This window comes from Kineosporia babensis, from assembly GCF_021129305.1.
GTDB lineage: Bacteria > Actinomycetota > Actinomycetes > Actinomycetales > Kineosporiaceae > Kineosporia > Kineosporia babensis.
The window spans coordinates 26,962-52,610 of sequence record NZ_JAJOMB010000008.1 but is presented as its reverse complement, the minus strand read 5'-3'; the positions used below and the strand labels follow the sequence as shown (position 1 = coordinate 52,610).

General features: G+C 70.6%; 18 protein-coding genes. 7 read left to right on the top strand and 11 right to left on the bottom strand.

From position 1 onward, the window contains the following. Nucleotides 1–308: 308 nt before the first annotated feature. Complete coding sequence (gene zwf, locus LR394_RS16460) at nt 309–1,805, bottom strand: glucose-6-phosphate dehydrogenase (RefSeq protein ID WP_231442788.1); 1,497 nt, start codon at nt 1,803–1,805, stop codon at nt 309–311. 112 nt (nt 1,806–1,917) lie between these two features. Here zwf and LR394_RS16455 point away from each other — a divergent pair, with 112 nt between their 5' ends. Continuing rightward, entirely contained in the window at nt 1,918–4,257 is a 2,340-nt protein-coding gene (locus LR394_RS16455; protein WP_231442785.1) for a diguanylate cyclase domain-containing protein, read from the top strand. Here LR394_RS16455 and LR394_RS16450 read toward each other — a convergent pair. From LR394_RS16450 to LR394_RS16440, 3 genes are all read right to left on the bottom strand, one after another. Next, nucleotides 4,244–4,732: an SRPBCC family protein gene (locus LR394_RS16450; protein WP_231442783.1), complete on the bottom strand. Its 489-nt coding sequence runs from the start codon at nt 4,730–4,732 to the stop codon at nt 4,244–4,246. The genes LR394_RS16455 and LR394_RS16450 overlap by 14 nt on opposite strands. After that, the gene (locus LR394_RS16445) at nt 4,729–5,076 is read right to left on the bottom strand and encodes an ArsR/SmtB family transcription factor (RefSeq protein ID WP_231442780.1); all 348 of its coding nucleotides are present in this window, start codon (nt 5,074–5,076) and stop codon (nt 4,729–4,731) included. Before LR394_RS16445 ends, LR394_RS16450 begins: the two co-directional genes overlap by 4 nt. A gap of 98 nt (nt 5,077–5,174) precedes the next feature. After that, nucleotides 5,175–6,104 (bottom strand): expansin EXLX1 family cellulose-binding protein, encoded by a 930-nt coding sequence (locus LR394_RS16440; RefSeq protein WP_231442778.1) that lies wholly within the window; start codon nt 6,102–6,104, stop codon nt 5,175–5,177. Nucleotides 6,105–6,260: 156 nt separating this feature from the next. Between LR394_RS16440 and LR394_RS16435 the strand changes: the two genes are divergently transcribed. Together LR394_RS16435 and LR394_RS16430 are read left to right on the top strand one after the other, a co-directional pair. Further along, complete coding sequence (locus LR394_RS16435) at nt 6,261–6,638, top strand: hypothetical protein (RefSeq protein WP_407937065.1); 378 nt, start codon at nt 6,261–6,263, stop codon at nt 6,636–6,638. A gap of 77 nt (nt 6,639–6,715) precedes the next feature. Next, nucleotides 6,716–7,891 carry a baeRF2 domain-containing protein gene (locus tag LR394_RS16430; protein ID WP_231442774.1) on the top strand — a complete coding sequence of 392 codons (1,176 nt, stop codon included), beginning with the start codon at nt 6,716–6,718 and terminating at the stop codon, nt 7,889–7,891. Nucleotides 7,892–7,919: 28 nt separating this feature from the next. Here LR394_RS16430 and LR394_RS16425 read toward each other — a convergent pair whose 3' ends face one another. Next, nucleotides 7,920–8,345, bottom strand: a complete 426-nt coding sequence (locus LR394_RS16425; RefSeq protein ID WP_231442772.1) for a hypothetical protein — start codon at nt 8,343–8,345, stop codon at nt 7,920–7,922. A 116-nt stretch (nt 8,346–8,461) separates the two neighbouring features. Between LR394_RS16425 and LR394_RS42990 the strand changes: the two genes are divergently transcribed. The 3 genes from LR394_RS42990 to LR394_RS16410 all read left to right on the top strand — a co-directional run bounded on the left by LR394_RS42990 (nt 8,462) and on the right by LR394_RS16410 (nt 12,962). Beyond that, on the top strand, nt 8,462–10,237 hold the full coding sequence (locus LR394_RS42990) for a sensor histidine kinase (RefSeq protein WP_231442770.1): 1,776 nt from the start codon (nt 8,462–8,464) through the stop codon (nt 10,235–10,237). Nucleotides 10,238–10,438: 201 nt separating this feature from the next. Next, a complete protein-coding gene (locus tag LR394_RS16415) occupies nt 10,439–12,259 on the top strand; it encodes a sensor histidine kinase (protein ID WP_231442768.1) in 1,821 nt (606 codons plus the stop codon). Nucleotides 12,260–12,302: 43 nt separating this feature from the next. Next, nucleotides 12,303–12,962 (top strand): response regulator transcription factor, encoded by a 660-nt coding sequence (locus LR394_RS16410; protein ID WP_231442766.1) that lies wholly within the window; start codon nt 12,303–12,305, stop codon nt 12,960–12,962. On the opposite strand, the gene LR394_RS16405 is transcribed toward LR394_RS16410, so the two are convergent. After that, complete coding sequence (locus LR394_RS16405; RefSeq protein WP_231442764.1) at nt 12,959–13,372, bottom strand: SRPBCC family protein; 414 nt, start codon at nt 13,370–13,372, stop codon at nt 12,959–12,961. The two genes, LR394_RS16410 and LR394_RS16405, sit on opposite strands and share 4 nt — an antisense overlap. Before the next feature lie 398 nt (nt 13,373–13,770). Here LR394_RS16405 and LR394_RS42985 point away from each other — a divergent pair, with 398 nt between their 5' ends. Next, complete coding sequence (locus LR394_RS42985) at nt 13,771–14,847, top strand: sodium:calcium antiporter (RefSeq protein ID WP_231442763.1); 1,077 nt, start codon at nt 13,771–13,773, stop codon at nt 14,845–14,847. Nucleotides 14,848–14,906: 59 nt separating this feature from the next. Here the strand turns inward: LR394_RS42985 and LR394_RS16395 are convergent, their stop codons facing one another. From LR394_RS16395 to recC, 5 genes are all read right to left on the bottom strand, one after another. Continuing rightward, nucleotides 14,907–16,034, bottom strand: coding sequence for a site-2 protease family protein (locus LR394_RS16395; protein WP_231442761.1), 1,128 nt, complete (start codon nt 16,032–16,034; stop codon nt 14,907–14,909). Between the two features lie 157 nt (nt 16,035–16,191). After that, on the bottom strand, nt 16,192–16,392 hold the full coding sequence (locus LR394_RS16390; RefSeq protein ID WP_231442758.1) for a hypothetical protein: 201 nt from the start codon (nt 16,390–16,392) through the stop codon (nt 16,192–16,194). 161 nt (nt 16,393–16,553) lie between these two features. Continuing rightward, the gene (gene recD, locus LR394_RS16385) at nt 16,554–18,407 is read right to left on the bottom strand and encodes an exodeoxyribonuclease V subunit alpha (protein WP_407937064.1); all 1,854 of its coding nucleotides are present in this window, start codon (nt 18,405–18,407) and stop codon (nt 16,554–16,556) included. A gap of 38 nt (nt 18,408–18,445) precedes the next feature. Beyond that, on the bottom strand, nt 18,446–21,823 hold the full coding sequence (locus tag LR394_RS16380; protein WP_231442754.1) for a UvrD-helicase domain-containing protein: 3,378 nt from the start codon (nt 21,821–21,823) through the stop codon (nt 18,446–18,448). Continuing rightward, nucleotides 21,820–25,212, bottom strand: a complete 3,393-nt coding sequence (gene recC / locus LR394_RS16375; protein WP_231442752.1) for an exodeoxyribonuclease V subunit gamma — start codon at nt 25,210–25,212, stop codon at nt 21,820–21,822. The genes LR394_RS16380 and recC overlap by 4 nt, the downstream gene beginning before the upstream one ends. Nucleotides 25,213–25,649: the final 437 nt, after the last annotated feature.

The following is a 25,649-nucleotide window of genomic DNA, read 5'->3' as shown; positions in this document are numbered from 1 at the left end:
GATATTAGGTCGGCCTTGCCGATTGTCAACATTCTTGACAGAAACGGTGGGGAATGCTGTTCTCGTCACCGCCCTCGGACCAGGCGTTGCTCGAGCGGACTTTGATTACGGACGCTCTCCTCGCCCGGGTCCCGACGGTGACACTTACGCCCGATCACCTCCATCCGGCCCGCTCGGCCGGGGCTGGGCTGAAAGCCCACTGGTGCAGCCGGTTTCGAAGTGGCGCCCGCTGGGGCGCGGCAAAGCCGAGGACGTCCGGAAGCGAGCTTCCGGACGTCCTCTGGTGTGTTCTGGTAGTGCTCTTGTGCTCAGCGGTGCTCGCGCCAGGCCCGCTCGAACGGCAGCCGCCAGGCGTGCGGGGCGATCAGCTGGTGGATCGCGTTCGGACCCCAGGTGCCGGGGGCGTAGGGCTTGACCGGCGGCGGGTCCTCCAGCAGCGGGATCGAGCGTTCCCACAGGCTCTCGATGCCCTCGGCGGTGGTGAACAGCGTGTGGTCGCCGCGCATCGCGTCCAGGATCAGCCGCTCGTAGGCCTCCAGCACGTCGCCGGCCCGCTCGGTCTCCTGGGTGGAGAACTGCATCGAGAGCTTGTCCAGCTTCATGCCCGGCCCGGGCCGCTTGCCGTAGAACGACAGCGAGACCTTGGAGGCGTCGGCCAGGTCGAAGGTGAGGTGGTCCGGACCGGCCGCCCCGACCCCCGAGTTGGCCGGGAACATCGACTTCGGCGCCTCTTTGAAGGCGATCGAGATGATCCGCGCGCCCTCGGCCAGCCGCTTGCCGGTACGCAGGTAGAACGGCACCCCGGCCCAGCGCCAGTTGTCGATGCCGGCCCGCAGCGCGATGAACGTCTCGGTGTCGGAGTCGCGGGCCACCCCTTCCTCACCGCGGTAACCGCTGTACTGCCCGCGCACCACGTCGCGCGGGTCGATCGGCAGCATCGAGCGGAAGACCTTGTTCTTCTCCTCGCTGATCGCCCGCGGTTCCAGGGCGGTCGGCGGCTCCATCGCGACGAACGCCAGGACCTGGAGCAGGTGGGTGACCACCATGTCCTTGTAGGCGCCGGTGCTCTCGTAGAAGTTCGCCCGGCCGCCCAGCCCGAGCGTCTCGGGGATGTCGATCTGGACGTGGTCGATGAAGTTGCGGTTCCAGATCGGCTCGAAAAGCCCGTTGGCGAAACGGAAGGCCAGGATGTTCTGGGCGGCCTCCTTGCCCAGGAAGTGGTCGATCCGGAAGATCTGGCTCTCCCGGAACGTCTCGTGCACCTGGTCGTTCAGGATGATCGCCGAGGTCAGGTCGGTACCGAACGGCTTCTCCATCACCACCCGGGACTTCTCCACGAGCTTGGCCTCGCGCAGCATGGTGATGACGGCCAGCGCGGCCTTCGGCGGGACGCTCAGGTAGTGCAGGCGCCGCACGTCGGGGCCGAGCCCGGCCTCGGCGTCGGCGACGGCCTGGGCCAGCGCCTCCGGCCCGGCCGACTGGGGTACGTAGCAAAGGTTCTTGGCGAAGGTGTCCCACTGCTCGGGGTCGAGCTTGTGGGTACCGAACTCCTGCATGGCGGCGTGGGCGAACTCGCGGAAGGCGTCGTCGCTCATGTCCTCGAGCGAGGTGCCGACCACGCGGATGTCCGGTGCCAGTGCAGAGGCGGCAAGGTGCGCCATGCCAGGCAGCAGCTTGCGGCGGGCGAGGTCGCCGGTCGCCCCGAAGAGCACGATCACGTGCGGGGCGAGGCTCTCCTCACCCTTCCGCGACGGCCGTGACCCGGGGGCCGGGTAGGAAATCGTCTGGGGTGCTAGATCGGACACAGCTTCGATGATGGCATCCCGGCCCGCCCGGCGCGAAGGAGACTCCGCCGCTGCGGATGAAGTTCTGCCTGGTATTCACCGCCGGGCCGGGGCTGCCGATACCCGGTGCGAGATGGAGACCGGTGATGCCAACGCCGCGCAGACGCCCCGGGAGGACCCGGCGCCGTCTGCTGTTCTGCGCGCGCCCACCCTGCCGCTGCAGTTCACCCCGGCGCAGTCCTCGGCCGCAGAGGCGAACCGGCTGGACGAACTGCACACCCTCGACATCCTCGACAGCCCGGCCGAACAAGGTTTCGACGACCTGGTCGCGCTCGCCGCCCAGCTCACCGGCTGCCCGATCGCCCTGGTCACGCTGGTCGATGCCGAGCGCCAGTGGTTCAAGGCCAAGGTCGGCACCGACCTGTGCGCCACCCGGCGGGACGTCGCCTTCTGCGACCACGTGGTGCGCGGCCGCTCGGAACTGGAGGTGCCCGACGCCCGGCTCGACCCGCGCTTCGCGGGCAATCCGCTCGTCACCGGCGAGCCGTACGTGGTCTTCTACGCGGGTTTCCCGATCACCACCGAGACCGGCGCGATCCTGGGCACGATCTGCGTCATCCACAGCACCGAGTGGTCCCTGAGCGTGCAGCAGCGCGAGCAGATGCGGGCCCTGGCCCGGCAGGTCTCCAGCCAGCTGCAGCTGCGCCGGATGACCATCGACCAGGCCCGCGAGATCGAGCTGCGCACCGCCGCGCAACGGCAGCTGGCCCGTTCCCGCAGCGAGTACCGGCTGCTGGCCGAGAACTCCGGCGACGTGATCGCCCGGTGCAGCCTGGACGGCCGGATCACCTACATCAGCCCCTCGGTCAGCTCGGTGCTCGGCGTGGACGTGACCCTGGAGCTGGACGCCAACCTGCTCAGCCGGGTGCACCCGGACGACCGGCCACGGATGCGCGAGGCGATCGAGGCCGTGCGCCAGGGCGACTCGCAGACCTGCACGGTGCGGGTGCTGGCGGCCGACGGGATCTGGCACTGGCTGGAGTGCACCCTGGCCCCGCTCTACGACCCGGACCGGGGCGAGCTCGAAATTCACTGCGCTGCGCGGGAGGTCACCGAGCGGGTGGCCTCGGCGGCCAAGATCGCCCGTTCGGAGGAACGTTTCCGCAGCATCTTCCACGGCTCCCCGATGGGCATCACCCTCACCGACACCGAGGGCCGGCTGCTGTCGGCCAACCCGGCGATGTGCCGGCTGCTCGGCGTGCCGGAGTCCGAGCTGGTGGGCCGGCTGCGCTCGGAGTTCGTGCACCCGGCGGACAACCGCCTGCACCCGGAGGCGATGCAGGAACTGAGGCAGCGCCCTGGTGAGAGTCTGGAGGTGCTGGTCCGGTACCGGCGCTTCGACGGGGTGCTGGCCTGGGCCTCGGCCTGGCTGAGCTGGATCGACGACGGCGAGCCGGAGCCGCACCTGCTGGCCCACGTCTTCGACGTCACCGACCGGCACCGGGCCGAGCAGGAACTGGCCGACAGCCAGGAGAACCTGGCCGCGATCAGCCGGGTGACCCGGCGGATCCTGGCCGGGGACGACGCCCGCGAGGCGATCATCACGGCGCTGATCGACATCGCCGGGGCGGAGATGGCCAGCCTGTTCGAGCGCGGCCCGGGCGAGAGCCTGATGATCACCGGATGTTCCGAACCCCGGATGGTCGACACGGTGTACCCGGAGACCGAGGTGAAGGTGACCGCCGCGGTCTGGCGCGAGGGCGAGCCGCTGTTCATCCCGCGGGCGGCCGAGCACCCGGGCCTGAACCAGCAGCTGGCCAAGATGATCGGGGCGAAATCGCTGCTGTACCAACCGGTCCGCAAAGCCGGTGAGGTGATCGCCCTGCTGTCGGTGAGCTGGGACGCCGAGCTCACCGACCTGTCCGACCGCCGGCTGCTGGCGGTCTCGCTGCTGGCCGACGAGTCCGCGTTCGCCCTGGAGCACGACGCCCTGCTGCGCCGCTACGCGGACCTGGCCGGCACCGACCCGCTCACCGGCCTGCCCAACCGGCGCTCCTGGGACGAGCGGTTGTCGGTGCTGGTCGCCGCGGCTCGGCGCAGCGGTGAGCCGTTCGTGGTGGCGGTGGCCGACGTGGACCGGTTCAAGGCCTACAACGACGCGCACGGGCACCTGGAGGGAGACGTGCTGCTGCGCGAGGTGGCGCAGGCGGTCAAGGCGGAGTTGCGGGTGGTGGACGTGGTGGCTCGCTGGGGCGGTGAGGAGTTCGCGATCGCGCTGCCGAACTGCCTGGACGCCGACGCCTTCCAGGTGCTGGAGCGGGTCCGCCTGGCGATGCCGCGCGGCCAGTCGATCTCGATCGGTTACTGCGAGTGGGATCCCGCCCAGAGCATGCCGGAGCTGATGAACCGGGCCGACTCGGCCCTGTACGAGGCCAAGCGCTCCGGGCGGGACCGGGTGATCAGCGCAGGCTGATCGCGACCCGCTCGAGGGCGTCCAGCGAGCCCTGCATGCCCTCTTCCATCCCCGAGTTGATGTGCGCGTCGCGGTGCGCGGCCTCGGTGTGCTCGATCAGCATGGTCAGCGTGGTGTGACCGGCCTCCTCGGCGAACGAGATGGTGTTCACCGAGTAGGCGTCCGGCATCCCCTCGAAAGTCTCGGTGCAGACGATCTTCTCGAACTCCACGATCTCGCGGAACTCGCCGTTGAAGCCCACCTCGAAGCCGGGCCCGGCCACCATCACCTGGCGCCAGCGCCCACCCACCCGGAAGTCGGACTCGACCAGGGTGACCTCGCCCTTCTCCCCGGCCCACCAGCGCTTGATCAGCTCGGGCTCGGTGTAGGCGCGCCAGACCAGGGCTTTCGGTGCGGCGAACCGGCGGGTGATCAGGATGGTGGTCTCGCTCGGGAGCTCGACCTTCGCCGTCCCGGTGGTGGGTGTAACCGTCATTGTCCCTGCCCCTTTTCCTGTCGTTGGAGGTCTTCCAGCACGCTGTCCATCGCGTCGAACCGCTCCTGCCAGAGCTGCTCGAAAGATGCCAGCCAGGACTGGATCTCGCGCAGCGGGGCCACGTTCAGCCGGTACACCCGCTGCCGCCCCTGCTCCTGCACGGTGACCAGGCCCACCTCGCGCAGCACCCGCAGGTGCTTCGAGACCACCGGCTGGGCCAGCTCGGTCAGATCGGCCAGCTCACCCACCGGTCGTTCGCCCTGGGCCAGCAGTTGCAGAATCTGCCGTCGGCGGGGCTCGGCCACCGCGTTGAACGCATCGGTCGTGGTCGCTGCCCTGGCCATGGCCCAATCGTATTCCCATATAGGCATACGTCAAGGCGGCAAATAGGGGACGGCCCGGCTCCCCTGACCGGGGAACCGGGCCGTACGTCCGGGTTGGCTCAGGCGGCGGGGAGCTGCTGCGCGCCGGCCTGTTCCTGGTTGGGAGTGACCTTGATGCCGCTGTCGGTGAGCCGGTTGCCCTGCACGTCGGTGATCCGGACCTCGCCGCCGCAGCCCTCACCGCCGGCCGAGGTGAAGTAGTTGTGCATTTCGCGCGGCAGGGTGATCCAGCCGTTCTTGCCCTTGAGCTCGACCGAGCGGATCGGGTTGCGGTGGTTGCGCACCTGGATGCTGCACCACCACTGGGTGGAACCCTCCTTGTACACGTACTTCACCGGCCCGGAAAGGCTGGGGCTGACCAGTTTCCAGCTGATGTCGATCCGGCCCTCGACCGGCTCGGCCAGTTTGGCGAAGGCCTCGGCCGACAGGTCGATGTGGCCGGGTGCGCACTCCGGGCAGCGGTCGACGATCTTGACCCGGACGGTGTTGCCCTTGGGCCCGGTGACGTCCACGAAGGCGCCGCAGGCCTGCGAGCCCTCGTAGTCCTGCTGGTTCATCGCGGCCACCATCAGATCGCCGGTGGGCTCGTACGAGCAGTTGCCCGCGCCGGTGGCCCCGTAGAAGGTGGCGATGCCGGTGTAGGTCTGGCCGAACTTGATCCGGTCGCTCGCCGCGCCGGCGGCCGCCACCGATCGGCCCGAGTCGCTGGAGGCCTTCTTCGGCTTCGGTTCGGCCTTCGGGGCAGCCTCTTCGGTGGTCTCTTCCGCGGAGGTGGCCACGGCCTGCTTGGCCGGCTTCTCCTCGGGTTCGGCCTTCTTCTTCACCGGGGCATCCGTGGGCGAGGGCTCCGGCGCTTCCTGCGTGCTCATCGCAAGGTCGGGCTGGGACAGGATCAGCGACGCCTGCGCAGGGCCCGGGTCCGAACCGGACTGGGCGTAGAAGACACCACCGGTCACTGCCAGCACGGCGAACGCGACCAGGGCCGACACGGCACGGAGATCAAGCTTCTTTCGGGACACGGTCGGTGAGCCTGGCCGTCCCGGCCTCAGGCGTACCTTCTGTCCGGGTTAAGGATGCGCAGTACCGGATGATCTGTGCAGCGAACTTCCAGACGTTTCCCAGGTATGGCGGGTTACGTGATGCGCATGGAAGAGAACCGGGCCCGGCGTGTGGTGGATGCGTTGCGGGCACGAGGCGTGGATGCCCGGATGGAGAAGGCCGGCGTCTACCAGTTCGGCCTCTGGATCAAGATCACCGAAGGCCGCGAGGCGATCTGGGACACCGACGGCTCGGCCGGGCTGGAGGCCCAGGTGATGCGCAACGGGGTGCTGGTCGGCTTCGTGCCCACGATTCCCGGGTCGGAGGACTTCGACGAGGCCCAGGTGGTCGACGCCATCTCGCGAACCGACTACGACCAGCCGATCGCCACCCAGCGCCGCACCGCCCCGGCCCCGGCGGCTCCGTTACCCCCTGAAGGCGGGGTGTTCCGGCGTTTTCTGGACGGTTTCCGGTACCGGGGCTGACCGGGTCACCTGAACCTGCGAGCGCTGCGGGTCTGGCTAGGGTCGAGGGCGCAAGCGATGCCTGAGAGAGGAGCGCCGTGAAGCTGAATCACTGGCACGGACTGCTCGGTCACAGTGGCCCCTACGCCACCGTGGCCCTCGACACCTCCCGGCCGGACGAGGCCGGGGCGGCCGGAGCGGCGATCCGCTGGGAGAACGCCCGGCGGAACCTGACCGGTCAGGGTGCCCCCGAATCGGTGGCCGATGCGATCGCCTCGGCGGTGACCGAGGCCGAACCCGGGCCGCCAGGAAGACTTCTCGTGGCCACCGCCGAGGACGGGCTGGTGCTCGACGTGCCCCTGCCCCGGGCCCCGGAGCAGACGGTGATCAGCTGGGGTGTGGCCCCGGCGCTGATGCCGGCCGTGCGGGCCCGGCGGGGCACGACGTCCTATCTGCTGGTGAAGATCGACCGGGCCGGCGCCGATCTCGAACTGCACGGTGAACCGGGCGATCCGGTCGAGCGGATCGAAGTCGAGGGCGGTCACGACGAACTGCGCAAGTCGCCCGGAGACAGCTACTCGCAACATCGTTTTCAGAACCGGGCCGAGGACTCCTGGGAGCGCAACGCCGCAGCGGTCGCCGAGACCGTCGGCCGGCTGCACCGCCGGCACCGGCCGGACCTGGTGCTGGTCGGCGGCGACGACAAGGCGGTGTCGCACTTCCTGGGCCATCTCGGCACCGAGGCCGCTACCGTCACCCGGCGGCTGGGTACTGGTGGCCGGGCCGACGGCATCTCCGGCGAGGCCGTGAACGAGGCGGTCGCGGCGGCGGTCTCGGAGCACCAGGCCGCTCAGGAGAACGATCTGGCCGAACGTTTCCGGCTGGGGGAGGGGCGGCAGGACACCGCGGTCTCCGGCCTGGGTGATGTGGTGGAGGTGATCCGCCGCGGTCAGGCCGACGAGATCCTGCTGCACGACAACCCGTCCTCGACCTACCACCTGTGGGTCGGCGACGAACCGCTGCAGATCGCCGAGGCCGCCGACGAGGTACGGGCGATGGGCGCGGCCGAACCGGTCAGGGTGCGCGCCGACACCGCGCTGGCCTGGGCCGCGCTGGCCTCGGACACCGGCATCACCCTGCTGGAGGCCGACACACCCCGGCTGAACGACGGGATCGGGGCGGTGCTGCGCTGGTCCGACGCCTCCACCCCGCGCGAGGCGATCCCGAGCATGCCCGGCCACGGTGGGCCCCGGGGCGGGGAATCGGTGCGCTGAGGAAGCTGAGGTACTGGGCGGACGGCGCTTATGCGGCGCCGTCCGCTCGCCTTATATTCGGACGATGAGAACCGCGGGACGTCTGGGAACCCGCGGAACGCCGGTTGCGACGATCCCGGGCCGGAATGCGGATGTCGGCGATCCGCTGCTCACCCCAGGCCACGTCGGCGCAGACCCAGTCCTCCAGTCGGTCGGCCAGGTAGTAGGCCACCTCACCGAGCGTCTCCTGCGGGTCGTCCTCCGGGCCGAACCAGAGGGCGGCCCGCCAGCTGCGGTCCGCGGCCCGGACCTGCAGCCAGATCTGGCGGGCCGGTCCGCGGCCGAGGTCCACGCTCTGCAGTTCGCCCGGCCGCAGCAACCCTTCCAGGACGGGCGTGACAATGCGTTGCCGGATGTCGTCCAGGTCGGTGGAGTCGAAGCGGTCGTCGATCCCGGGACCGCGGAGGGTGGGCATGCGCCCAGGCTGACACCGCTACGTGTCAGCTTCAACAATCTGAGCCGACTTCAACGTGGCCGAAACAGGGGATATCCCTCTTGTCCGAGTTCGGCTGGGCCAACAGGGTGAATACGGTGAGGACGACGTCCATCGCCCCGACGTCGCAACGCCCGCCGACTCCGGCCTCGGCGAGCCGGCAGTGGTCGCGCACCCTGGCCGTCACCGCCGTCCTGACCGCCTCCGGCGCCCTGATCTTCGGCCCGCTGTGGCAGGTCTCCCCCGATGTGGCGGCCGGCAGCATCCTGTTCACCGCGATGTTCAGCGGGGCCGGGGTGATCCTCTGGGACGAGCCCGGCCACCGGCGCACCGCCGTCCTCCTGGTGCTGGCCGGCCAGTTCTGGGCCCTGGGCTGGAGCGAGGAGTGGGCGATCGGCCCGCTGCCCTTCATCTCCGGCCCGGCCAGCTACCTGGCCCTCTCCCTGGCCGCCTGGGCGATGTTCCGCTACCCCGACCCGGCCCTGCTCAGCCGGCTGGAACGGGTCTTCGTCCGGATCCTGGCCGGGGTCGCGGTCGGCGGCATCCTGGCCGAGACCCTGACCGCCCGCCCGCAGTGGCGCGGCTACCAGCCGGACACCTGGTGGATCACGCTGATCGCGGACCGCGAGTTCAACGTTGCCATCGGCACCGTGCTGCGGCCGCTGCAGGTGCTCGTGATCGGCGGCTTCCTGCTGCTGTGGGTGCTGCGGATCCGGCGGATGCGCGGCCTGGACCGCGAGCTGCTGGCCCCGATGGCCCTCGCCTCCCCGGTGATCGCGGTGGCGGTGGGCGCGGTGCCGGTGGCCAAGCTGCTCGGCCTCACCGGGCAGACCATGGACCGGGTGTACGCGCTGCAGCCGGCCGCCCTCGCAGTGATCCCCCTGGCTTTCCTGATCAGCGTGGTGCGCCGGCGGCTGGCCGACAACGCCGTGCTCACCCTGATCCAGCAGGTCCAGCGCCGCCCCACCCCCGAGGCGGTGCAGACCGCGCTGCGCACGGCCCTGCGCGACGCCACGCTGCGGGTGCGCTACTGGGCGCCCGAGCTGAACGCCCACGTGGACGTCACCGGGGCCCCGGCCGGGCCGCCCGCCGAGGACGAGGACCGGCTGGTCATGCCGGTCACCGAGCCCACCGGAGAGCCACTGGCGGTGATCGATGCCGACCCGGGCCTGCGCCGGCATCCGCTGGTGCTCTCGAACGCCCTGGCCGCCAGCGGTCTGGCCCTGGAGAACGCCCAACTGCAGGCCGCCGTGCTGGGCCGGCTCAGCCAGGTCCGGGCGGTGCGGATGCAGGCGGTCCAGGCCGGGGTGGCCGAACGCCGCCGGGTCGAGCGCGACCTGCACGACGGCGCCCAGCAGCGGCTGCTGGCGCTGCGCCTGGTGCTGGCCGCCTCCGACCGCCCGCAGCTGTCCGAGGCGGCGCGGGAGCGGCTGCGGCAGATGAACCAGGAAATCGCGCTGGCCCTGAACGAGCTGCGCGACCTGGCCCGGGGCATCCACCCGGCGGTGCTCAGCCAGGCCGGGCTGTCCGCGGCGATCGACGCGGTGGCCGATCAGCAGCCGATCGAGGTCGAGGCCAGCCTGCCCACCGGGCGCTTCCCGGCGGCCACCGAAGAGACCGCGTACTACCTGATCTGCGCGGCGCTGAAGACGGCCGAGGCGCCCGGGGCCTCCCGGGTGATCATCCGCGGCCACGAGCGGGACGGCGTGCTGACCATCGAGGTGGAGCAGGACTCCCGCCGCCCGGCCGGGTCGCGGCTGGAGTCCGAGCTGCCCGGCATGCTGGACCGGGTGCGCGCGCTGGGCGGCGACATCATGTTCTCCACCCTCTCGCGCGGTGGCTCACTCATGGTCGCCGCCATCCCCTGCGGCTGAGAGCTGCGTTACGCATCGGTCACCAACCGTGCGGGGACGGAGCCTGGAGGGTAACGCTGCGCCCCGGACGGGCGTCGGGATCCGTCCTGGATGGGGCCATTGCGTCGGGCAGCAGATACTCTCTGATGCTGTTCAGTCACTGTCGTTCTCCCACCCTCCGGTGGGCAACCGTTGCCCGGCCGCGGGTGCGAGGTAACTCGATTGTCTGCCAACACCATGGCCGCCAGGATCGCCGGGCTCGCCCGGCTCTCCGGGGTGCCACGGGCCCCGCAGCCACCCGGAACCCCCGGGCCGCCGACCGGCCGCCCGGTGCCGTGGCTGGGCGCGGTGCTGGCCGGGCTGACGGTCACGGTGATCGCCTCGATCGGCACCGCCTCGATCTGGCAGCACCGCCCCGAACTGGCCGCCCCCACCGTGGCCTTCGCCGGGTCGCTGGTCACCGCCGGGGTGATCCTTTCCCGCGAGCCGGGGCAGCGTAACGCCGGCTGGGCCCTGGTGGTGGCCGGTTGCGTCTGGCCGATCAGCTGGGTCGAGGCGATCAGCCGGGGGCCGCTGCACCTGCTCGCCTACCTGGCCGCCCCGCTCACCCTGATCCTGGGCACCTGGGCGATCAACGGCTACCCGGACCGGGCCGCGGTCGGCCGGACCGAGCGCCGGCTGCTGATCGCGCTGACCGTCTGGATGCTGGGCGGCCGGTTCCTGGTGGTGCTCAGCTCCGATCTGGCCACCGGCCGGGACGACGGCACCGCCTGGTGGCCGATGCTGGAGTCCGACCCGGAACTGCACCGCTGGCTGTCGTACCTGTCCTCCGCCGGTGAGGTGCTGCTGGCCGTCGGCTTCCTGGTGTTCTGGGTGCGCCGCAGCCGGCTGATCCGCGGCCTCGACCGCAAGCTGATGCTGCCGGTGGTGGGGGCCGCCGCGCTGGCCGCCACCGCCAGCATGGCCGCCTCGCTGGCCCAGGTGTTCGGGGTTCGCGGCCGGCTGCTCGACGACATCCTGGTGATCCAGACCATGCTGCTGCTCACCGTGCCGATCGCCTTCGTGATCGCCACCGTGCGCCGCCGCCTGGCCAGCGTGGTGATCGCCGACCTGCTGCCCCGGCTGCGGGTCGACCGCACCCCGGAGCGGCTGGAGGCGGCCTTCCGGGAGGTGCTCGACGACCCGGACCTGGAGATCCACTACTGGGCCGCGGAGATCGGCGCCTACGTGGACCGGCACGGCGCCACCTCGGCCGAGCCGGGCGGCGAGACCGGTGACCACGGCCTGCTGCTGCCGATCACCTCCACCAACGGCGCCCGGCTGGCCATGGTCCGGGCCGACCAGGCGCTGTGGCGCTACCCCGACCTGGTCGAGGCGGTCGGCTCGGCGGCCGGCCTGGCCATCGAGAACGCCCGGCTGCAGGTGGAGGCCCGGGCCCAGCTGGAGCTGGTGCGGGCCTCGCACGCCCGGATCGTGGCGGCCCAGCTGGCCGAGCGGCAGGCCCTGGAGAAGGACCTGGACGCCGGGGCGCTGCACCGGGTGCAGGCGCTGCTCGAGCAGATCCGTTCCGAGCGGGTCGACGGGCTGGAACAGGCCGTGGAGTACGCCTCCGAGCAGCTCAGCACCACGGTCGCCGAGCTGCGTGAGATCGCCGCCGGGCTGCACCCCTCGATCCTGGACGAGGTGGGCCTGGCCGAGGCGGTGCGCCGGATCGGGGCCGCCCAGCCGCTGCCGGTCGAGGTCGACCTGCCCGAGCTCGGCCTGCCGATGCCGGCTCAGGTGGCCGGGTACTTCGTGGCCGCCGAGGCGATCACCAACGCCGTGCGGCACGCCCGGGCCAGCCGGATCGAGGTCCACGGCGCGGACACCGGCGGCAGCCTGCAGCTGACCATCCAGGACGACGGGGTCGGGGGCGCCGACCTGGGCGCCGGCACCGGCCTGAACGGGCTGAGCGAGCGGGTCCTGGCCACCGGGGGCACGCTCCGGCTGGACAGCCCGCCCGGGGCCGGGACCACCCTGACCGCAGAGATCCCGTACCGATGAACGCAAGACCACGGACAGCTGGGCACGACATGAGGAGCCGGGTGTGAAGGTAGCTATGGCGGACGATTCCACCCTTTTCCGGGGCGGGCTGAGGCTTTTGCTGAGTCAGGTGGGCGTAGAGGTCTGCCTGGAGGCGAGCAACGGTGAGGAACTGCTGGAGGGGATCGAGCAGGCCCGGCCCGAGGTGGCGATCCTGGACATCCGGATGCCCCCGACCTTCACCCGGGAGGGCCTGCAGACCGCCGCCCGGATCCGTGAGCTGGACCCCGGCATCGGCGTGCTGATCCTTTCCACCTACGCCGAGACGACCTACGCAGCGGAGCTTTTCGCCAACGGCAGTGCGGGGCGAGGGTACATGCTGAAGGACCGGGTGGACGACGTGGGCACCCTGCGCGACGCCCTGGTCCGGCTCGCGGCCGGCGAGTCGCTGGTCGACGCCACCCTGGTCGACAGCCTGATCGGGCACTCCCGGCGGCAGGACGCGCTGGCCGCCCTCACCGTGCGGGAGCGGCAGGTGCTGCGGCAGATGGCCGAGGGGCGCTCGAACGCCGGGGTGGCGGCGGTGCTGAACCTCAGTCACAAGACCGTGGAGAATTACGCCGCAAGCATTTTCGGCAAGCTGGACATCCCGGCCGGGTCCGACGACAACCGGCGCGTGCTGGCCGTGCTGTCCTGGCTGCGAGCCGGAACGGTCTCCTCCTAGGGCAGGTTGACGAGCCGGTGCAGGGCGTAGCGGGCCAGCGGCAGGTAGGGCAGAACGAGCGGAGCCGGCCCGCGGATCGCCAGCTGGGTGCGAGTGCCCTCGGTGGTGGGCTGGACGGCATGCTCCAGCGCCACCGCCCAGGGCCCCCGGCGCGCCAGCCAGGTCCATGAGCGTTCGTCCGCACGCACGTCCTCAATCCAGAAAGCCAGCCAGAGCCCACCTGGACCGAACACCCGTCCCGGCGTACCCGGCCTGATTCGCTCGAACGCGTACTCCACCCGACGCACCTGTGGCGACCAGAGCGGCCAGAGGGCGGGCTCGCAGTAGCGCCGCCAGACGAGTGAGGTCTCGATCGGTCCGGCCGCCTCCAGCCGGTGGCTCACCGTGAGGTCCGGCCTGGGTATCCGCATGGGCCGAGCATGGCGGGTGCTCACGAGTAGTGCCCGGCGACATTGTCACCGGTCGGCGAATATCCCCCAGAACCACCGATAATGGACGCTGTGCGCACCGAGAGCGTCCACATCCCGGATTGTTGTGTCCACCACACGCTCAGGTGGACCATTGCGCCGCTGTGACGGACTGTGTCACTCTCAAGGAGTTCCGAGGGGGAGTAGTCCGCTAATCCCACGATCGACACACTGAGGGCTCCGGCTCTCCGGTCGTGAGGCCCGCCGAGTCCGGCGGGTGGACGAGACCTTCGGTCCCGCAAGTGAACGCATTCGTGCGTCTGCTTTCGGGGCCGAGGCCTGCTCTCCCGAAGCCTCCGGTTCCCGTTGGAAGACGCGGACAAGGCTGAGGACAATTCATCGTGTGGCACTTCGTGTTACTCATCGTCTGCGCAGTGGCGATCTACCTCTCCTGTGAGTGGTTCGTCAACGCCGTGGAATGGCTCGGAGAGCGGCTGAACGTCGGAAAGATGGCCGTCGGAACCATTCTCGCCGCCTTCGGTACCGCCCTGCCGGAATCCGTGGTCACCCTGGTGGCCGTCACCACCGGTAGCGAGGACCAGAAGGAGATCGGCGTGGGCGCCGCCATGGGCGGTCCGCTGGCCCTGGCCACCCTCGCCTACGGCGTCACCGGCGTCATGCTGCTGTGGCGCAAGCGCATCCTGACCAGGGAACTCATCACGGTCGGGGCGGGCTCGGGAAGCTCGTTGCCGGCCGACGACCGGGAAATGCTGGGCAGCCGCCAGGATGTCGCCCGGCTGTCGGTCGACCAGCGCTGGTTCCTGGTCGTTTTCGTGTTCAAGGTGATCCTCGGCCTGGTCGTCTTCGCCTGGAAACCCTGGCTGGGCGTGCTCTTCCTGGCGGTGTACGCGGTGTACGTGTACAAGGAGATGGTGCTCGGCGCCCCCAAGGCCTCGGCCGAGGCTGAGTCCGAGGACGAGGACGACGAGGAGGAGCTCGAGCCGCTGAAACTGCAGCCCAACCAGGCAGTTCCGGCCAGCTGGGCGATCGGGGTGCAGCTCGCCGCCACCCTGGCCGTGATCTTCTTCGCCTCTCAGATCTTCGTCGGCCAGCTCGACGCGATCGGCCCGATGATCGGCCTGTCCGGGGCGGTCACCGCGCTGCTGCTGGCGCCGATCGCCACCGAGCTGCCGGAGATCATGAACTCGATCATCTGGGTGCGTCAGGGCAAGGCGAAACTGGCGCTGGCCAACATCTCCGGCGCGATGATGATCCAGGTGACGGTGCCCAGCGCGTCCGCGATGATCTTCGCCGACTGGCACTTCGACGGCGCGCTGACCTGGTCGGCGATCGTCACCATGGCCGCCATCGGGTACCTGCTGCTGACCATGGCCACCAACCGGCTCACCCCGGCCCGGCTGGCCCTGGCCGCGGTGTTCTACCCGGTCTTCGCGATCGGTCTGTTCTTCATCGTCTGAACCACAAACTACAGACGCCTCTGCTCACCGATCGGTGAGCAGAGGCGTCTGCACATTTTTCAGGAAGGAGTGTTCTGCGAGCGGAGGAAGGCGATCCGCCCGGCCACGTCGTCCCGGCCGGTGGCCCGGGCCTCGACCATGGTGCGATCGATCACCGGCGGCGGGACCAGCGGCCCGAAAGGCCCCTGCAGCGTGTGGATCAGCGCATCCCAGTCGTGTTCCAGGGCCTGGGTGAGGGCGAGCACCGCGGCGAGATTGGGATCGCCCGGCCGCCGGGCCACCTCCTGCTCCAGCAGGGCGTGCCCCTGACCGGGATCACCGGTCAGGCTGAGCACCGCTCCGTGCAGCGCCAGGTCGACCTGGGTGCCGTCGGGCAGGGTCTGCATCAGCTGCCGGGCCCGCTCGGCCTGGTTGCGCCAGAGCATCTCGACGATGAGCGTCTCCGGGGTCTGGCCCGGGCGCGGACCGCGCAGGCCGTCGGAGCTGACCGAGTGGTTCTGCGACAGGTCGCGCAGCGTGAAGAAGTTCGACACCGCGAAGAACACCAGGAACAGGGCCAGGAAGACGGCGCCCGGACTGTAGAGGTAGACCGCCACCGCGGCGGTCAGGGCCACTGCGATCGAGACCATCGCGGCCCGGCGCAGCCGGGTGACCGGGTCGCCGGGCAGGAACTCGCGCATCGCCTGACCGCCGTCCAGCGGCAGCACCGGCAGCAGGTTCAGGATGCTCCAGCCGATCGAGGTGAAGATCCCGATCCGCAGCGCCCACCAGGCCCATTCGCTGGTGATGCTGTCGCCCACCGAGCGGTCCACCGCCAGCAGCACCAGCCCGATCGCCAGGCCGACCGCGGGCCCGGCCAGCGAGATCGCGATCGAGCGGGCGCGGGAGAGTTCCTTGGGCGGGGTGAAGCTGGTGACCCCGCCGAAGCCGGCCAGGGCGATCTCCGGCTTGGCCCCGGTGGTGCGGGCGACCAGCGCGTGGCCGAGCTCGTGCACCAGCACCGCGACCGGGGTGATCAGCAGCCAGACGATCATGCCCTCGACGTCGCCGCCGGTGGACATGTAGCCGAGCACCGCCATGATCACCATGAACGACAGGTCGAGGTGCACCGGGAAGCCCAGCACCTTGCCCCGGAACAGGGCGCGGCCGCCCTCGACGGGGCCGCTGGTGGGACCGCTCAGGCTCATCGGCTCGACCTCGGTCGGTGGTATGCGCGTGTCACCGCCCCATCGTCTCCCGCGGCGGCGGCCCAGGGCGAGTCGGCCCAGGCGATTCCCAGGTAACTGCCGGGAAACGCGGGAACCCCCGGCCGGTCGGCCGGGGGTTCCGGGTCGTAGAAACGTTTCAGGCGGCGAACAGCATGCCGTGGTGAAGCCGGTCGTGGATGGCCCGCAGGTGGGCGGCCTCGGCGGCCGGGAAGGGCCCGCCCACCAGGTTGCAGGTCTCGCACGACATCATCGTGCCGGCCTCGGAACCGGTGAGGGGGACGGAGTTTGAGCCGGGGAAGGTTTCTGCGGCTGAGGTCAGCGCGACGTCATTGTTCATGGCCAACTCCCGAATTCCCGGTGTGGTTTACACGTACTTCACAGTAAACGTGCACACTTGATTACGATAGTTGATCAAGGTGTGACTGAACACTCGTGCTGCACCTATGGGCAAGTGCGGGTTTCGGGTGTTAAAGTTGTGGTGTTTTGTGACGCCTTATGTCAGCCGGACAGTCGCTGGCGCAGCCCGGTAGCCCGGGCGGCCGGCCGCAGGATCGCGGTCCGCAAGGCCTCCACCGATCCGACTACCCGTACGTGCTGCCGGGCGCGGGTCACCGCGGTGTACAGCGTCTCCCGGGTGCACAGCGAAGAGGCCGCCGCCGGCAGCAGCACGCTCACCCGGTCGAACTGACTGCCCTGACTGCGGTGCACGGTCATGGCGTACAGCGGCCGCACCGCCCCCAGTCGGGCCAGCGGCACCGGGATCGGATCGCCTCCACGCCCGAAAACCGCGGTCAGCGAACCGTCCTGAGTGCTCACCACCACCCCGGTATCGCCGTTGTACAGGCCGGACTCGTAGTCGTTGGTGGTCACCAGCAGCGGCTCACCGGCGTAACGGCCGTCGCTGCGCGGTACCACCGGATGGTCCTCGAAGATCCAGCCCGCGGCCAGGTCGCTCCACAACTGCACCCCGCGCGGGCCGCGCCGGTGGGTGCACAGCAACCGATGCTGTTCCAGGCCGGCCAGCGCGGCCACCCCGTCACCGGCCGCGGCTGCCGCCATCACCTGCGCGGCGCCGGCCCGGACTTCGGCCCGGATCGGTTCGAGCTGCTCCGGCCCTGGCCGGGTGTCGTCCGCCAGTTCGACGAAATCAACTGCATCAGAAGCCGAATAGAGGACGTCTACGGCTCGGTCGGCCTCTCCGTCCCGGATCGCGGCGGCCAGGGCGGCGATGTCGCCTCCGGCGGCGAAGCGCCGGGTGGCCAGCAGGGTGCTCACACCGTTGCGGAAGCGCGCGGTGGGGGAGTCCGGCTGGGTGTTCGAGGTCAGGCTCTGCGGTAGCACCCGCTGCAGGACGGCGGCGAAGTCTTCGGTGCGGTGGTTCAGCCGGGCCCGGTCCACCAGGTCACCCAGCACGGCGCCGGCCTCCACCGAGGCCAGCTGGTCCGGGTCTCCGATCAGGATCAGCCGGGTGCCCGGGCGCAGCGCCTCCAGCAGCCTGGCCATCAGGGTCAGCGAGACCATCGAGCTCTCGTCCACGATCACCACCTCGAACGGCAGGCGGTTGTGCTTGTCGTGGTGGAAGCGGCTGCGGGCGTCCGGCCGCCACCCCAGCAGGCGGTGCATGGTGGTGGCGGTGAGTTCTTCGTTCAGCCGGGCCTGGTCCTCCAGGGGCAGGTCGGCGGTGGAGGAGCGCACGGCTTCGTGCAGCCGGGCCGCGGCCTTGCCGGTGGGCGCGGCCAGGGCGATCCGGTACTCCGGGTGCTGCTCACGGACCAGGGCCAGCAGGCGCGAGACGGTGGTGGTCTTACCGGTACCGGGCCCGCCGGCCAGCACACTCACCCGCGAGAGCGCGCACACGGCGGCCGCCAGTTGCTGGTCGGCGTACTGAGTTTCCGGGAAGAGCCGCTGCAGACCGGCCCGCAGCACGTTCTCGTCCAGGTCGTCGGGGCGTTCGGCCGCCCGCAGCAGCAACTCGGCGGCGACCGTCTGCTCCTGCTCCCAGTAGCGCGCCAGCCACAACTGGCTGCCGGTCATCCGCAGCGGGCCGCCGATCAGCGCACTGGCGGCACACCGCCGGGCCCACTCGCCGGGCTCCGGCCAGTTCAGCGGCTGGGCCGGTTCGGGGGCCTCTTCACCCTCGTCCTCGTCGTCCGGGCTGATCGTCTCGGCCGCGGTGGCCAGGTCCAGCACCACCGAGCCGTGCCGCACCGAGCGCACGGTGAGCGCCAGAGCCAGCAGCACCGCCTCGTCCACTTCCTTGCCGAGCACCCCCACCCGGGTGGCCACGTGCACGTCGGCCGCGGTCAGGAAGCCGGCCCGGTTGAACTCGGCCAGCAGGCCGCTCGCCTTCACCGCGATCCGGTGCGGGTGGCCGGGCTCGTCCTGCGGGTTCACTGGTTGCCTGCCTTACCGGCTAGGAGATCGGAGGTGGCAGCGATCAGAGCGGTCGGCGGGTTCCAGCAGAACACGCCCGGCGCGGTGCCGTCCGCGCTGAACACCCCCGGGCCGGACATCCCGCGCAGGAAGAGGTAGCGCACCCCGCCGAGGTGCCGGGCCGGGTCGTAACCAGGCTGGCGCCAACGCAGGAACCGGTGCAGGGCAACGCCGTACAACAGGGCCTGCAGCGGGTAGTGCGCCGCGATCATCGCCTCCTCCATCGCGCCGGGGCGGTAGTGCCAGGCGTTGACCGGCTCGTCCGGGACACCCAGCCGGTTGGTCTTGTAGTCGACCACCACGTAGCGCGGGCCCTGCTCCGCGTGCACCCGCAGCACCGCGTCGATGCTCCCGGTGAGGTAACCGCGCAGCGGCACGGCCTCCAGGTCGGCCAGGGCATCGGCGTAGCTGATGAGTTGGTCCGGGCAGTGCCGCCGCCAGAGCGGAACTAAGTCGGAGAGCAGGACCTTCTGCGCCACCGGGTCGTCGCCGCCGGCCAGCGGCAGCTCGAAGTCCAGCTCGGAGAGCCGGTCCTTGGCGTCGATGTCCTTCAGCGTGAGCTGTTCCAGGTGCAAGGGCGTGGAGACCGCCGGAATCAGCGCCTGCACCAGGGTTTCCACATCCACGGCCGGGCCGGAGCGGGCCACCCGGGCGGCGACTGTGGTGCGCAGATCGTCCTCGTTGCCGGCGTCCGCGGCCAGTTCCAGCACCTCGTGCACCAGGGTGCCGAAGCGGGCTCCGGCCGGCAGTTCGTTCCAGGCCGAGGGGACGGCCTTGAGCGATTCGTCCGGCCCGCTGTCCTCGATCGGGGGCAGGAGTTCTTCCGGGCCTTCGTCGTCCTTCAGGCTCACTTCGGGCTCGCTGGTGCCCTGCTGCTCGTGGGCGGCGGCGGTCAGCGAGCTGTACGAGGTGCGGCGCCAGTCCTGGTCGAGTTCCCGGTCCAGGGTGGCCACGCTGAGCGGAACCGGTTGCGGCGCCGGCTGAGTCCACTTCTCCAGGCTGCGTCGCTGGATCATCTCGATGCCCAGCGTGCCCTCGCTGCGGTTGGCCAGACGCTCGAACTCGGCCAGGGCACCCGGGTCGGTGGGCATCTTGACGCTCTGCGGGACCGGCTGTTCCGGATCAGGGTTGAACAGGATCCGGTGCAACGGGGAGAACCGGCCGAAGCTGGTCGGCGCCCACCACAGCACCAGTTGCGACTGCGCCCGGGTCAGCGCCACGTAGGTCAGGCGCAGTTCCTCGGCGGCGTCCTCGGCCTGGCCGGCGTCCAGGTGCCTGCGCCAGTCCTTCCAGCCCTCCCCGCCGACGTCCTTCATCCGGCGTCCGGCCTCGTGGAAGGTGACGGCCGAGACGTCCTCGCGCAGCGGGCCCTGGTTCCAGGCGAACGGGAGCATCACCACCGGGAATTCCAGGCCCTTGCTGGTGTGCACGGTCATCACCTGCACGGCCGCCGCGTCCGACTCCAGCCGCCGGCTGCGCTCCAGGGCGCCCTCGGTGCCGGTGGCCTCTTCCTGCCGGTGCCGCAGCCACAGCAGCAGCCCGCTCAGGCCGAGCCGGCTGGTGTCCGAGGCCTCCTGCAGCGCCTGGGTGACGTGCCGCAGATCGGTGAGAAGCCTTTCACCGCGCGGTATCTGCAACAGCCGCTGCTGCAGGTCGGTCTGCAGCGCCACGGTCTCGAACAGCGCGCCCACGCCGTTCTCGGTGAGCAGGTGCGCCCAGCCCCGCAGCAGCTGGGTCAGCTGGTCGTCGATCTGCTCGCCACGCTGGTCGAGATCCGCCGCGGTGTGGCCGACGAAGCAGCTCAGGGCCAGGCGGCGGTAGCGGGTGGTGCGGTGCGGCTGCTCCATCGCCTCCAGCAGCAGGAGCCAGGCCTGCGCGGCCTCGGTGCTGAACACGCTGGTCCGGCCGGTGACCACGGCCGGCACTCCCGCGGCGACCAGGGCGGCGCTGATGTCCTGAGCCTGATAGTTGGCGCGCACCAGCACAGCGATGTCCCCGGGGCGCAGTTCCCGCTCCGGCGAGGAATCCCGGGGGCGCAGCCGGGCGGCGCCGGAGAGCATCCGCACCACCTCGGCCACCAGGTCTTTCTGGATCACGGCCCGGGCCAGCGGGGCCTGCGGCAGATCACTCTTCTCGGTCGATGCCACGGCGTCGCGCGGCAGAACCCGCAGCCGCACCGGGGCCTGAGTGCCCTCGACCGCCACCATCCGGCCGGTGTGAACCGCGCCCACCGGCTGCACCCGGATCCGCTCGTCGCCCAGCGCCGCACCCCGGAACATCGTGTCCAGACCGCGCAGCAGACCGGCGTCGCTGCGGTAGCTGGTGGGCAGGGTACGCACCGTCTCGGCGGACTCGAAGGCGTTCAGGTAGGCCTGCACGTCGGCCCCGCGGAAACCGTAGATCGCCTGCTTCGGATCGCCGATCAGAATCAGCGTGCTGTGCCCGTGGAACGGTCGGCGAATGATGTCCCACTGCACCGGATCGGTGTCCTGGAACTCGTCCACCAGCACGAACCGGTACCGTTCGCGTAGCCTGCGGCAGGCGGCCGGGCCGGACTGATCATGGCTGAGCGTCGCGGCCAGCCGGGTGAGCATGTCGTCGTAGCTGAACACGCCCAGCCGGCGCTTACGGCGCTCCACCTCGCCCCGCACCACCTGAGCGATCTTCGCCCGCAGGCCGGGCCGGCCGCCCACCGAGGGATCCGGCACCAGCTCGGCCATCTCGGCCACGGCGTCCAGCGCCAGCCGGTGGAACTCGGCCTGACTCAGATCCGGCTTCTCCGACCCCAGATGACCCCACTTGCGCAGGTACAGGTCGTCGGCCACCTCGCGCACCAGATCGCCGATGTCCTCGACCAGCACGGTGTCCGGGTCGTGGTCGCCGTTCGTGCCCAGCGTGGTCAGCACCTGCTGGCAGAAACCGTGAATCGTGGTGACGGTGGCCGCGTCGAAGGCCGCCAGGGCGATCTCCAGCCGCTCCAGCCGGCGCCTGCGCTGGCCCTCGTCGGCGGCGTTGGCCAGGTGCACCAGCACCTCGTCCCGCGGGTCGATCATCGCCGGATCAGCCAGCGCCAGCCCGTCGCGCGCACTGACCAGGCGCTCGCGCACCCGCTCGCGCAGCTCCCGGGTCGACTCCCGGCTGAAACTCACCACCAGCAGCTGGTTCATGTTCGCCAGGCCCTCGGCCACGTACCGGGTGACCAAGGCGGCAATGGTGAAGGTCTTGCCGGTGCCGGCGCTCGCCTCCAGCATCGTGGTGGTCTCCTCGGGCAGCTCGCCGAGCAGATCGAACGGGCTCTGCCGGCGGAAGGCGCTCTGGCCGGGCATCACGCTCATCGGCCCTCCAGCCGTTCGGCGGCCAGCAGCCGGTCCCAGATCCGGCGGCTCAACCGCCCGAACCGGTGCGGCTCGTCCATCATCCAGCCCTCGCCCTGTTCGTCCGGGGCGGGCGGCGCGGCCAGCAGGAAGCTGAAGTCCACGTCCTCGCCGAAGACCAGATGGTGTTCCGGGTCGGACTGCTCACCCGGATACGGTGCGCCCCGCTTGGACTTCCCGGCGTTCCAGGCCTTGGCCGCCTCCCGCCCGGCGGCGTCCGGCCGGGTTCCACGGAACCGGCGTTCGGCATACGCGGCAGAGGTTTTCAGAGTCAGCGGCAGCGGTGCGCAGAGCCCGGAGCGGTACACCCCGACCAGCTCGCCCAGGGCCTGCCGGGCCACCTCGGCCTCGATCGGCTCGACCACGCTGCGCCCCGCCCCACCCCGTGGACCCTGGCCGACAGTGACCGACGTCCAGCTGCCGCCCGTCGCGGTCAGCGCCAGCAGGTTCACCCACGACTCCAGCCGCGACTTCGGCGAGAGCCTGGAGTACGAGACCGCCAGAACCGTCGAATCCCTTACGTCGCGCACGGTTCCGGTCAGCCGGGAGCCGTCCGGCAAGGTGACGTCCACATCCCGGGAGTCCGGGGCCGCCGCCCGTTCCACCGCCGAAGCCCGGAACACCTCATCGACCTTGGGCCCGACGATGCTCAGCAGATCGCGACCCAGCTGACCGGGCGGCAGCAGCCCCCGCCGCTGCTCCACCTCGATGCACTCTTCCGGTCTCAGCCCGGCCAGGCGCTGGCGCAGCAGCCGGTCCCCGACCTTCCACTGCTGCAGGTTGTCGAACTCGACCGGCAGGGCGTAGTCCGGCTCTTCGTCGGCCTGGGCCATGCTCACCTGCAGCCGCTGCCGCAGGAAACCCTTGGCCGGATGCCGCAGCAGCCGCAGCAGATCGGCCAGCTCCACGTCGTGCGGGCGATCCGGCGCGGGCAGCGGCGCAGCCAGGAACGGACCGCTCGGAACCCGCTCGCGGGCCATCGCCCGGGCGCCTTCCAGGGCCGGCCGGTCGAAGCTGAACGGGCCCGGCCGACCCAGCATTCCGGCGGTGAAGTTGCGGGGGTCGAACGGCTGCAACGGGTGCCGCACGGTAATCCGGTCCCGCACCCGCTTTTCGTCCACCCAAGCCGTGCGGTCCACCGCGTCAAGCAACTCGCCCAGCGGCACGGCCGGTGGGATCGGCGCGCCGGTACGGTCGTCGGCGCCGGAGTAGGTGATCACCAGATGCTCCTGAGCCGCGCAGACCGCGTCCAGGAAGAGTTGCCGGTCCTCACTGCGGGGATCGCGCTCGCCCACCCACGGGTCGCGCCCCAGCACGTCGTCGCCCTCCGGGTCGGCCCGGCGCGGGAAGCTGCCGTCGTCCAGGCCGAGCAGGCAGACCACGCGGTGCGGCACCGAGCGCATCGGGACCAGCGTGCACACGGTCAGCGTGCCGGTGCGGAACGAGGAGCGTGTGGGCCGGCCCTTGAGCAGGTCGCCGAGCACGCTGCGGATGTCGGCCAGGCTGCAGGGCGCCGGGCTGTCGGCCGCTGCCTCGGCCACGTCCCACAGTTCCGAGCGCAGCTGGTTCACCTGCCAGGCGGTGTTGCGGTCGGTGGCGCCCAGGTCGAGCACGGCATTTTCCAGCCCGGTCAGCCATTTCGCCACGTCGTGGCGGCCCGCCATCAGCTCCTGCGCGGCGGCCAGCCGGTCGATCAGCTCGGCCAGCCGCCCGGCCAGGTCGATGTCGGCGCTGTCCACGTCGTCCATCCCGATCACGCCGCCGAGCTGCTCGGTGTCGCCCTCGACGGTGACGCCCAGCATCAGCCGGTCCAGCCCGGCCCGCCAGGTGCCCTGCTGGATCGAGGACAGCTGCCAGGTCTGCCGGTGCGCATCGTCCAGGCCCCAGCGAATCCCCGCACCCACCAGCCAGTCCCGCAGCCGGGCGAGGTCGTCGTCATCGAAGCCGAAGCGCTTGCGTACTGCCTCGCGCCCGGCCAGGTCGAGCACTTCCGGCGCGGTCATCCGCGCGGTACCCAGCTCCAGGAGCAGCCCGAGCACGTCGTACAGCGCATTGCTCTGGCGCGGCGAACGGTCGGCCACCTTGACCCGCAACTGCCCGGCCGGATGCGTCTGCAGGTTCATCTGGGCGAAGGCCGAGGTGACCAGCGGGGCGAAAGTCTCCACGTCCGGGCACATCACCAGGATGTCGCGCGGCTCCAGCGTGGGATCGTCGGCCAGCAGGCCCACGATCACCTCGCGCAGCACCTCGACCTGGCGCACCCGGCCGTAGCAGGCGTGGACCTGCACACTGGTGTCGTCGGGGTGCAGAACCGGGCGGTCAGCAACCTCTTTCACCTCACCGCTGCGCAGGCCCTGTTTCAGCTGCCCGAGCAGGGTGCTGGGCAGTTCGGGGGCCGGATGCGACTGATTCCGGGCGTGAGGGCTGTAGCGGATCAGGGTCTGCTGCAGCTCCAGCAGGTCACGAGACATCGAGGCCAGTAACGGGTTGCGCACCTTGGCCCGGCTGTCGTCGTCATCGCGGCGCAGCGGCAGTTCGCCCGGCCCGAGGCCACTGGTCACGTCCCACAGGGCGGGGGAGGGGTGGTGCAGCCAGAGGTGCACATCGCGGTGCTCGGCCAGCGCGGCCAGCACCCGGATCTTCACCGGGGAGAGCCGGCTGGCCCCGAACACCGACAGCCGGTCCGGCAGCGAGGTCAGGCCGGGCTGCTCGCGCAACCGTTCGCAGGCCGCCTCGATCAGTTCGGCCGGGGAAGGAACATCGAGTCTTTCGCGCAGTCGCCGCCACAGTTCGGCCTGCCAGACGAGGTCGTCCGGCAGCGGGCGCTCGTCCCCGAACTCGTCCCGGCCCTGTGCCCAGGCGGTGACCATGCTCGGCCGGGCGTTGCCGTACTCGTCGAAAAGCCGGGCCAGCCGGGTTGCCGCCGCCAGCCGCCGCCCGGTGTCCTCGGTCCCCGCGCGCAGGTGCTGGGCCAGCGGAGCGCACCAGTCCTGATCCAAGCTCGCGTCGATCACCTCGACCAGCGACCACCGGGACCGCTCCGGCGCCCACACCCGCACGGACTTGGAGATCTGGTCCGAGGCGTTCTCCAGAGCCTGTTCCAGCACCGCGGTGGACGACGGAAAACTGACGTTCGCACACACCCCGTCGGGTGCAGCAAGAGTGCCGGTCGCAGGGGCGGCGCCAGTACCCAGAACGTGCGACAAGCGCTGAGTGAGCCACCGCTCCACCCCCTTGGCCGGCACCGCGATCGTCTCGGCCGCGAACGGGTCGGGCAGCGGTTCGGCCAGCACCCCGGCCAGGGCCAGAGCCAGACCGGTGCCGTCTGCACAGCGGTGAACCGTCAGCACGACGTCAGCAGGCCCTCAGTCATGACCAACAGTTCTATCCCACCCAGCCCCTGTATCCCGACCGGGCCACGCGCTGGGGACTTCGGTCAGGTCGAACCCACCAACTAGGGACGGGGTGGTCCAGGCCCCTGATCAGCTCACTTTGGTCTGGTCAGGGTTCGGTACAGCCCAAGAGCCAACCCCAGAACATGTACATCCGGCCCCCCTGGTACCAGGTGTACACATCCGCGCTGCCACTCTGCCCGGTGACGCCAGCAGCTCCAACTGCGCCCTCGTTATCCGCAGCGTCTCTCCTACACTCCGCTGTCTCACCCGCCTGCTTCACCAGCCTTTGTCGCCGGCGGCCAGAAGGTGACCTGGGCTTTTGCCGAAACAAAGGCTGGCGAAGCGTCACGCAGGCTGGTGAAGCGTCACTCGGGCTGGTGAAGCGCAGCGGA

Bases quoted from the DNA above. Each gene is read 5' to 3' on its own strand.
- LR394_RS16425 (WP_231442772.1), bottom strand. From the start codon at position 8,345: ATGCCCACCCTCCGCGGTCCCGGGATCGACGACCGCTTCGACTCCACC.
- LR394_RS16445 (WP_231442780.1), bottom strand. From the start codon at position 5,076: ATGGCCAGGGCAGCGACCACGACCGATGCGTTCAACGCGGTGGCCGAG.
- LR394_RS16405 (WP_231442764.1), bottom strand. From the start codon at position 13,372: ATGCGGATACCCAGGCCGGACCTCACGGTGAGCCACCGGCTGGAGGCG.
- LR394_RS16455 (WP_231442785.1), top strand. From the start codon at position 1,918: ATGGAGACCGGTGATGCCAACGCCGCGCAGACGCCCCGGGAGGACCCG.
- LR394_RS16395 (WP_231442761.1), bottom strand. From the start codon at position 16,034: ATGAGCCTGAGCGGTCCCACCAGCGGCCCCGTCGAGGGCGGCCGCGCC.
- LR394_RS16380 (WP_231442754.1), bottom strand. From the start codon at position 21,823: ATGAGCGTGATGCCCGGCCAGAGCGCCTTCCGCCGGCAGAGCCCGTTC.
- LR394_RS16390 (WP_231442758.1), bottom strand. From the start codon at position 16,392: ATGAACAATGACGTCGCGCTGACCTCAGCCGCAGAAACCTTCCCCGGC.
- LR394_RS16450 (WP_231442783.1), bottom strand. From the start codon at position 4,732: ATGACGGTTACACCCACCACCGGGACGGCGAAGGTCGAGCTCCCGAGC.
- LR394_RS16435 (WP_407937065.1), top strand. From the start codon at position 6,261: ATGGAAGAGAACCGGGCCCGGCGTGTGGTGGATGCGTTGCGGGCACGA.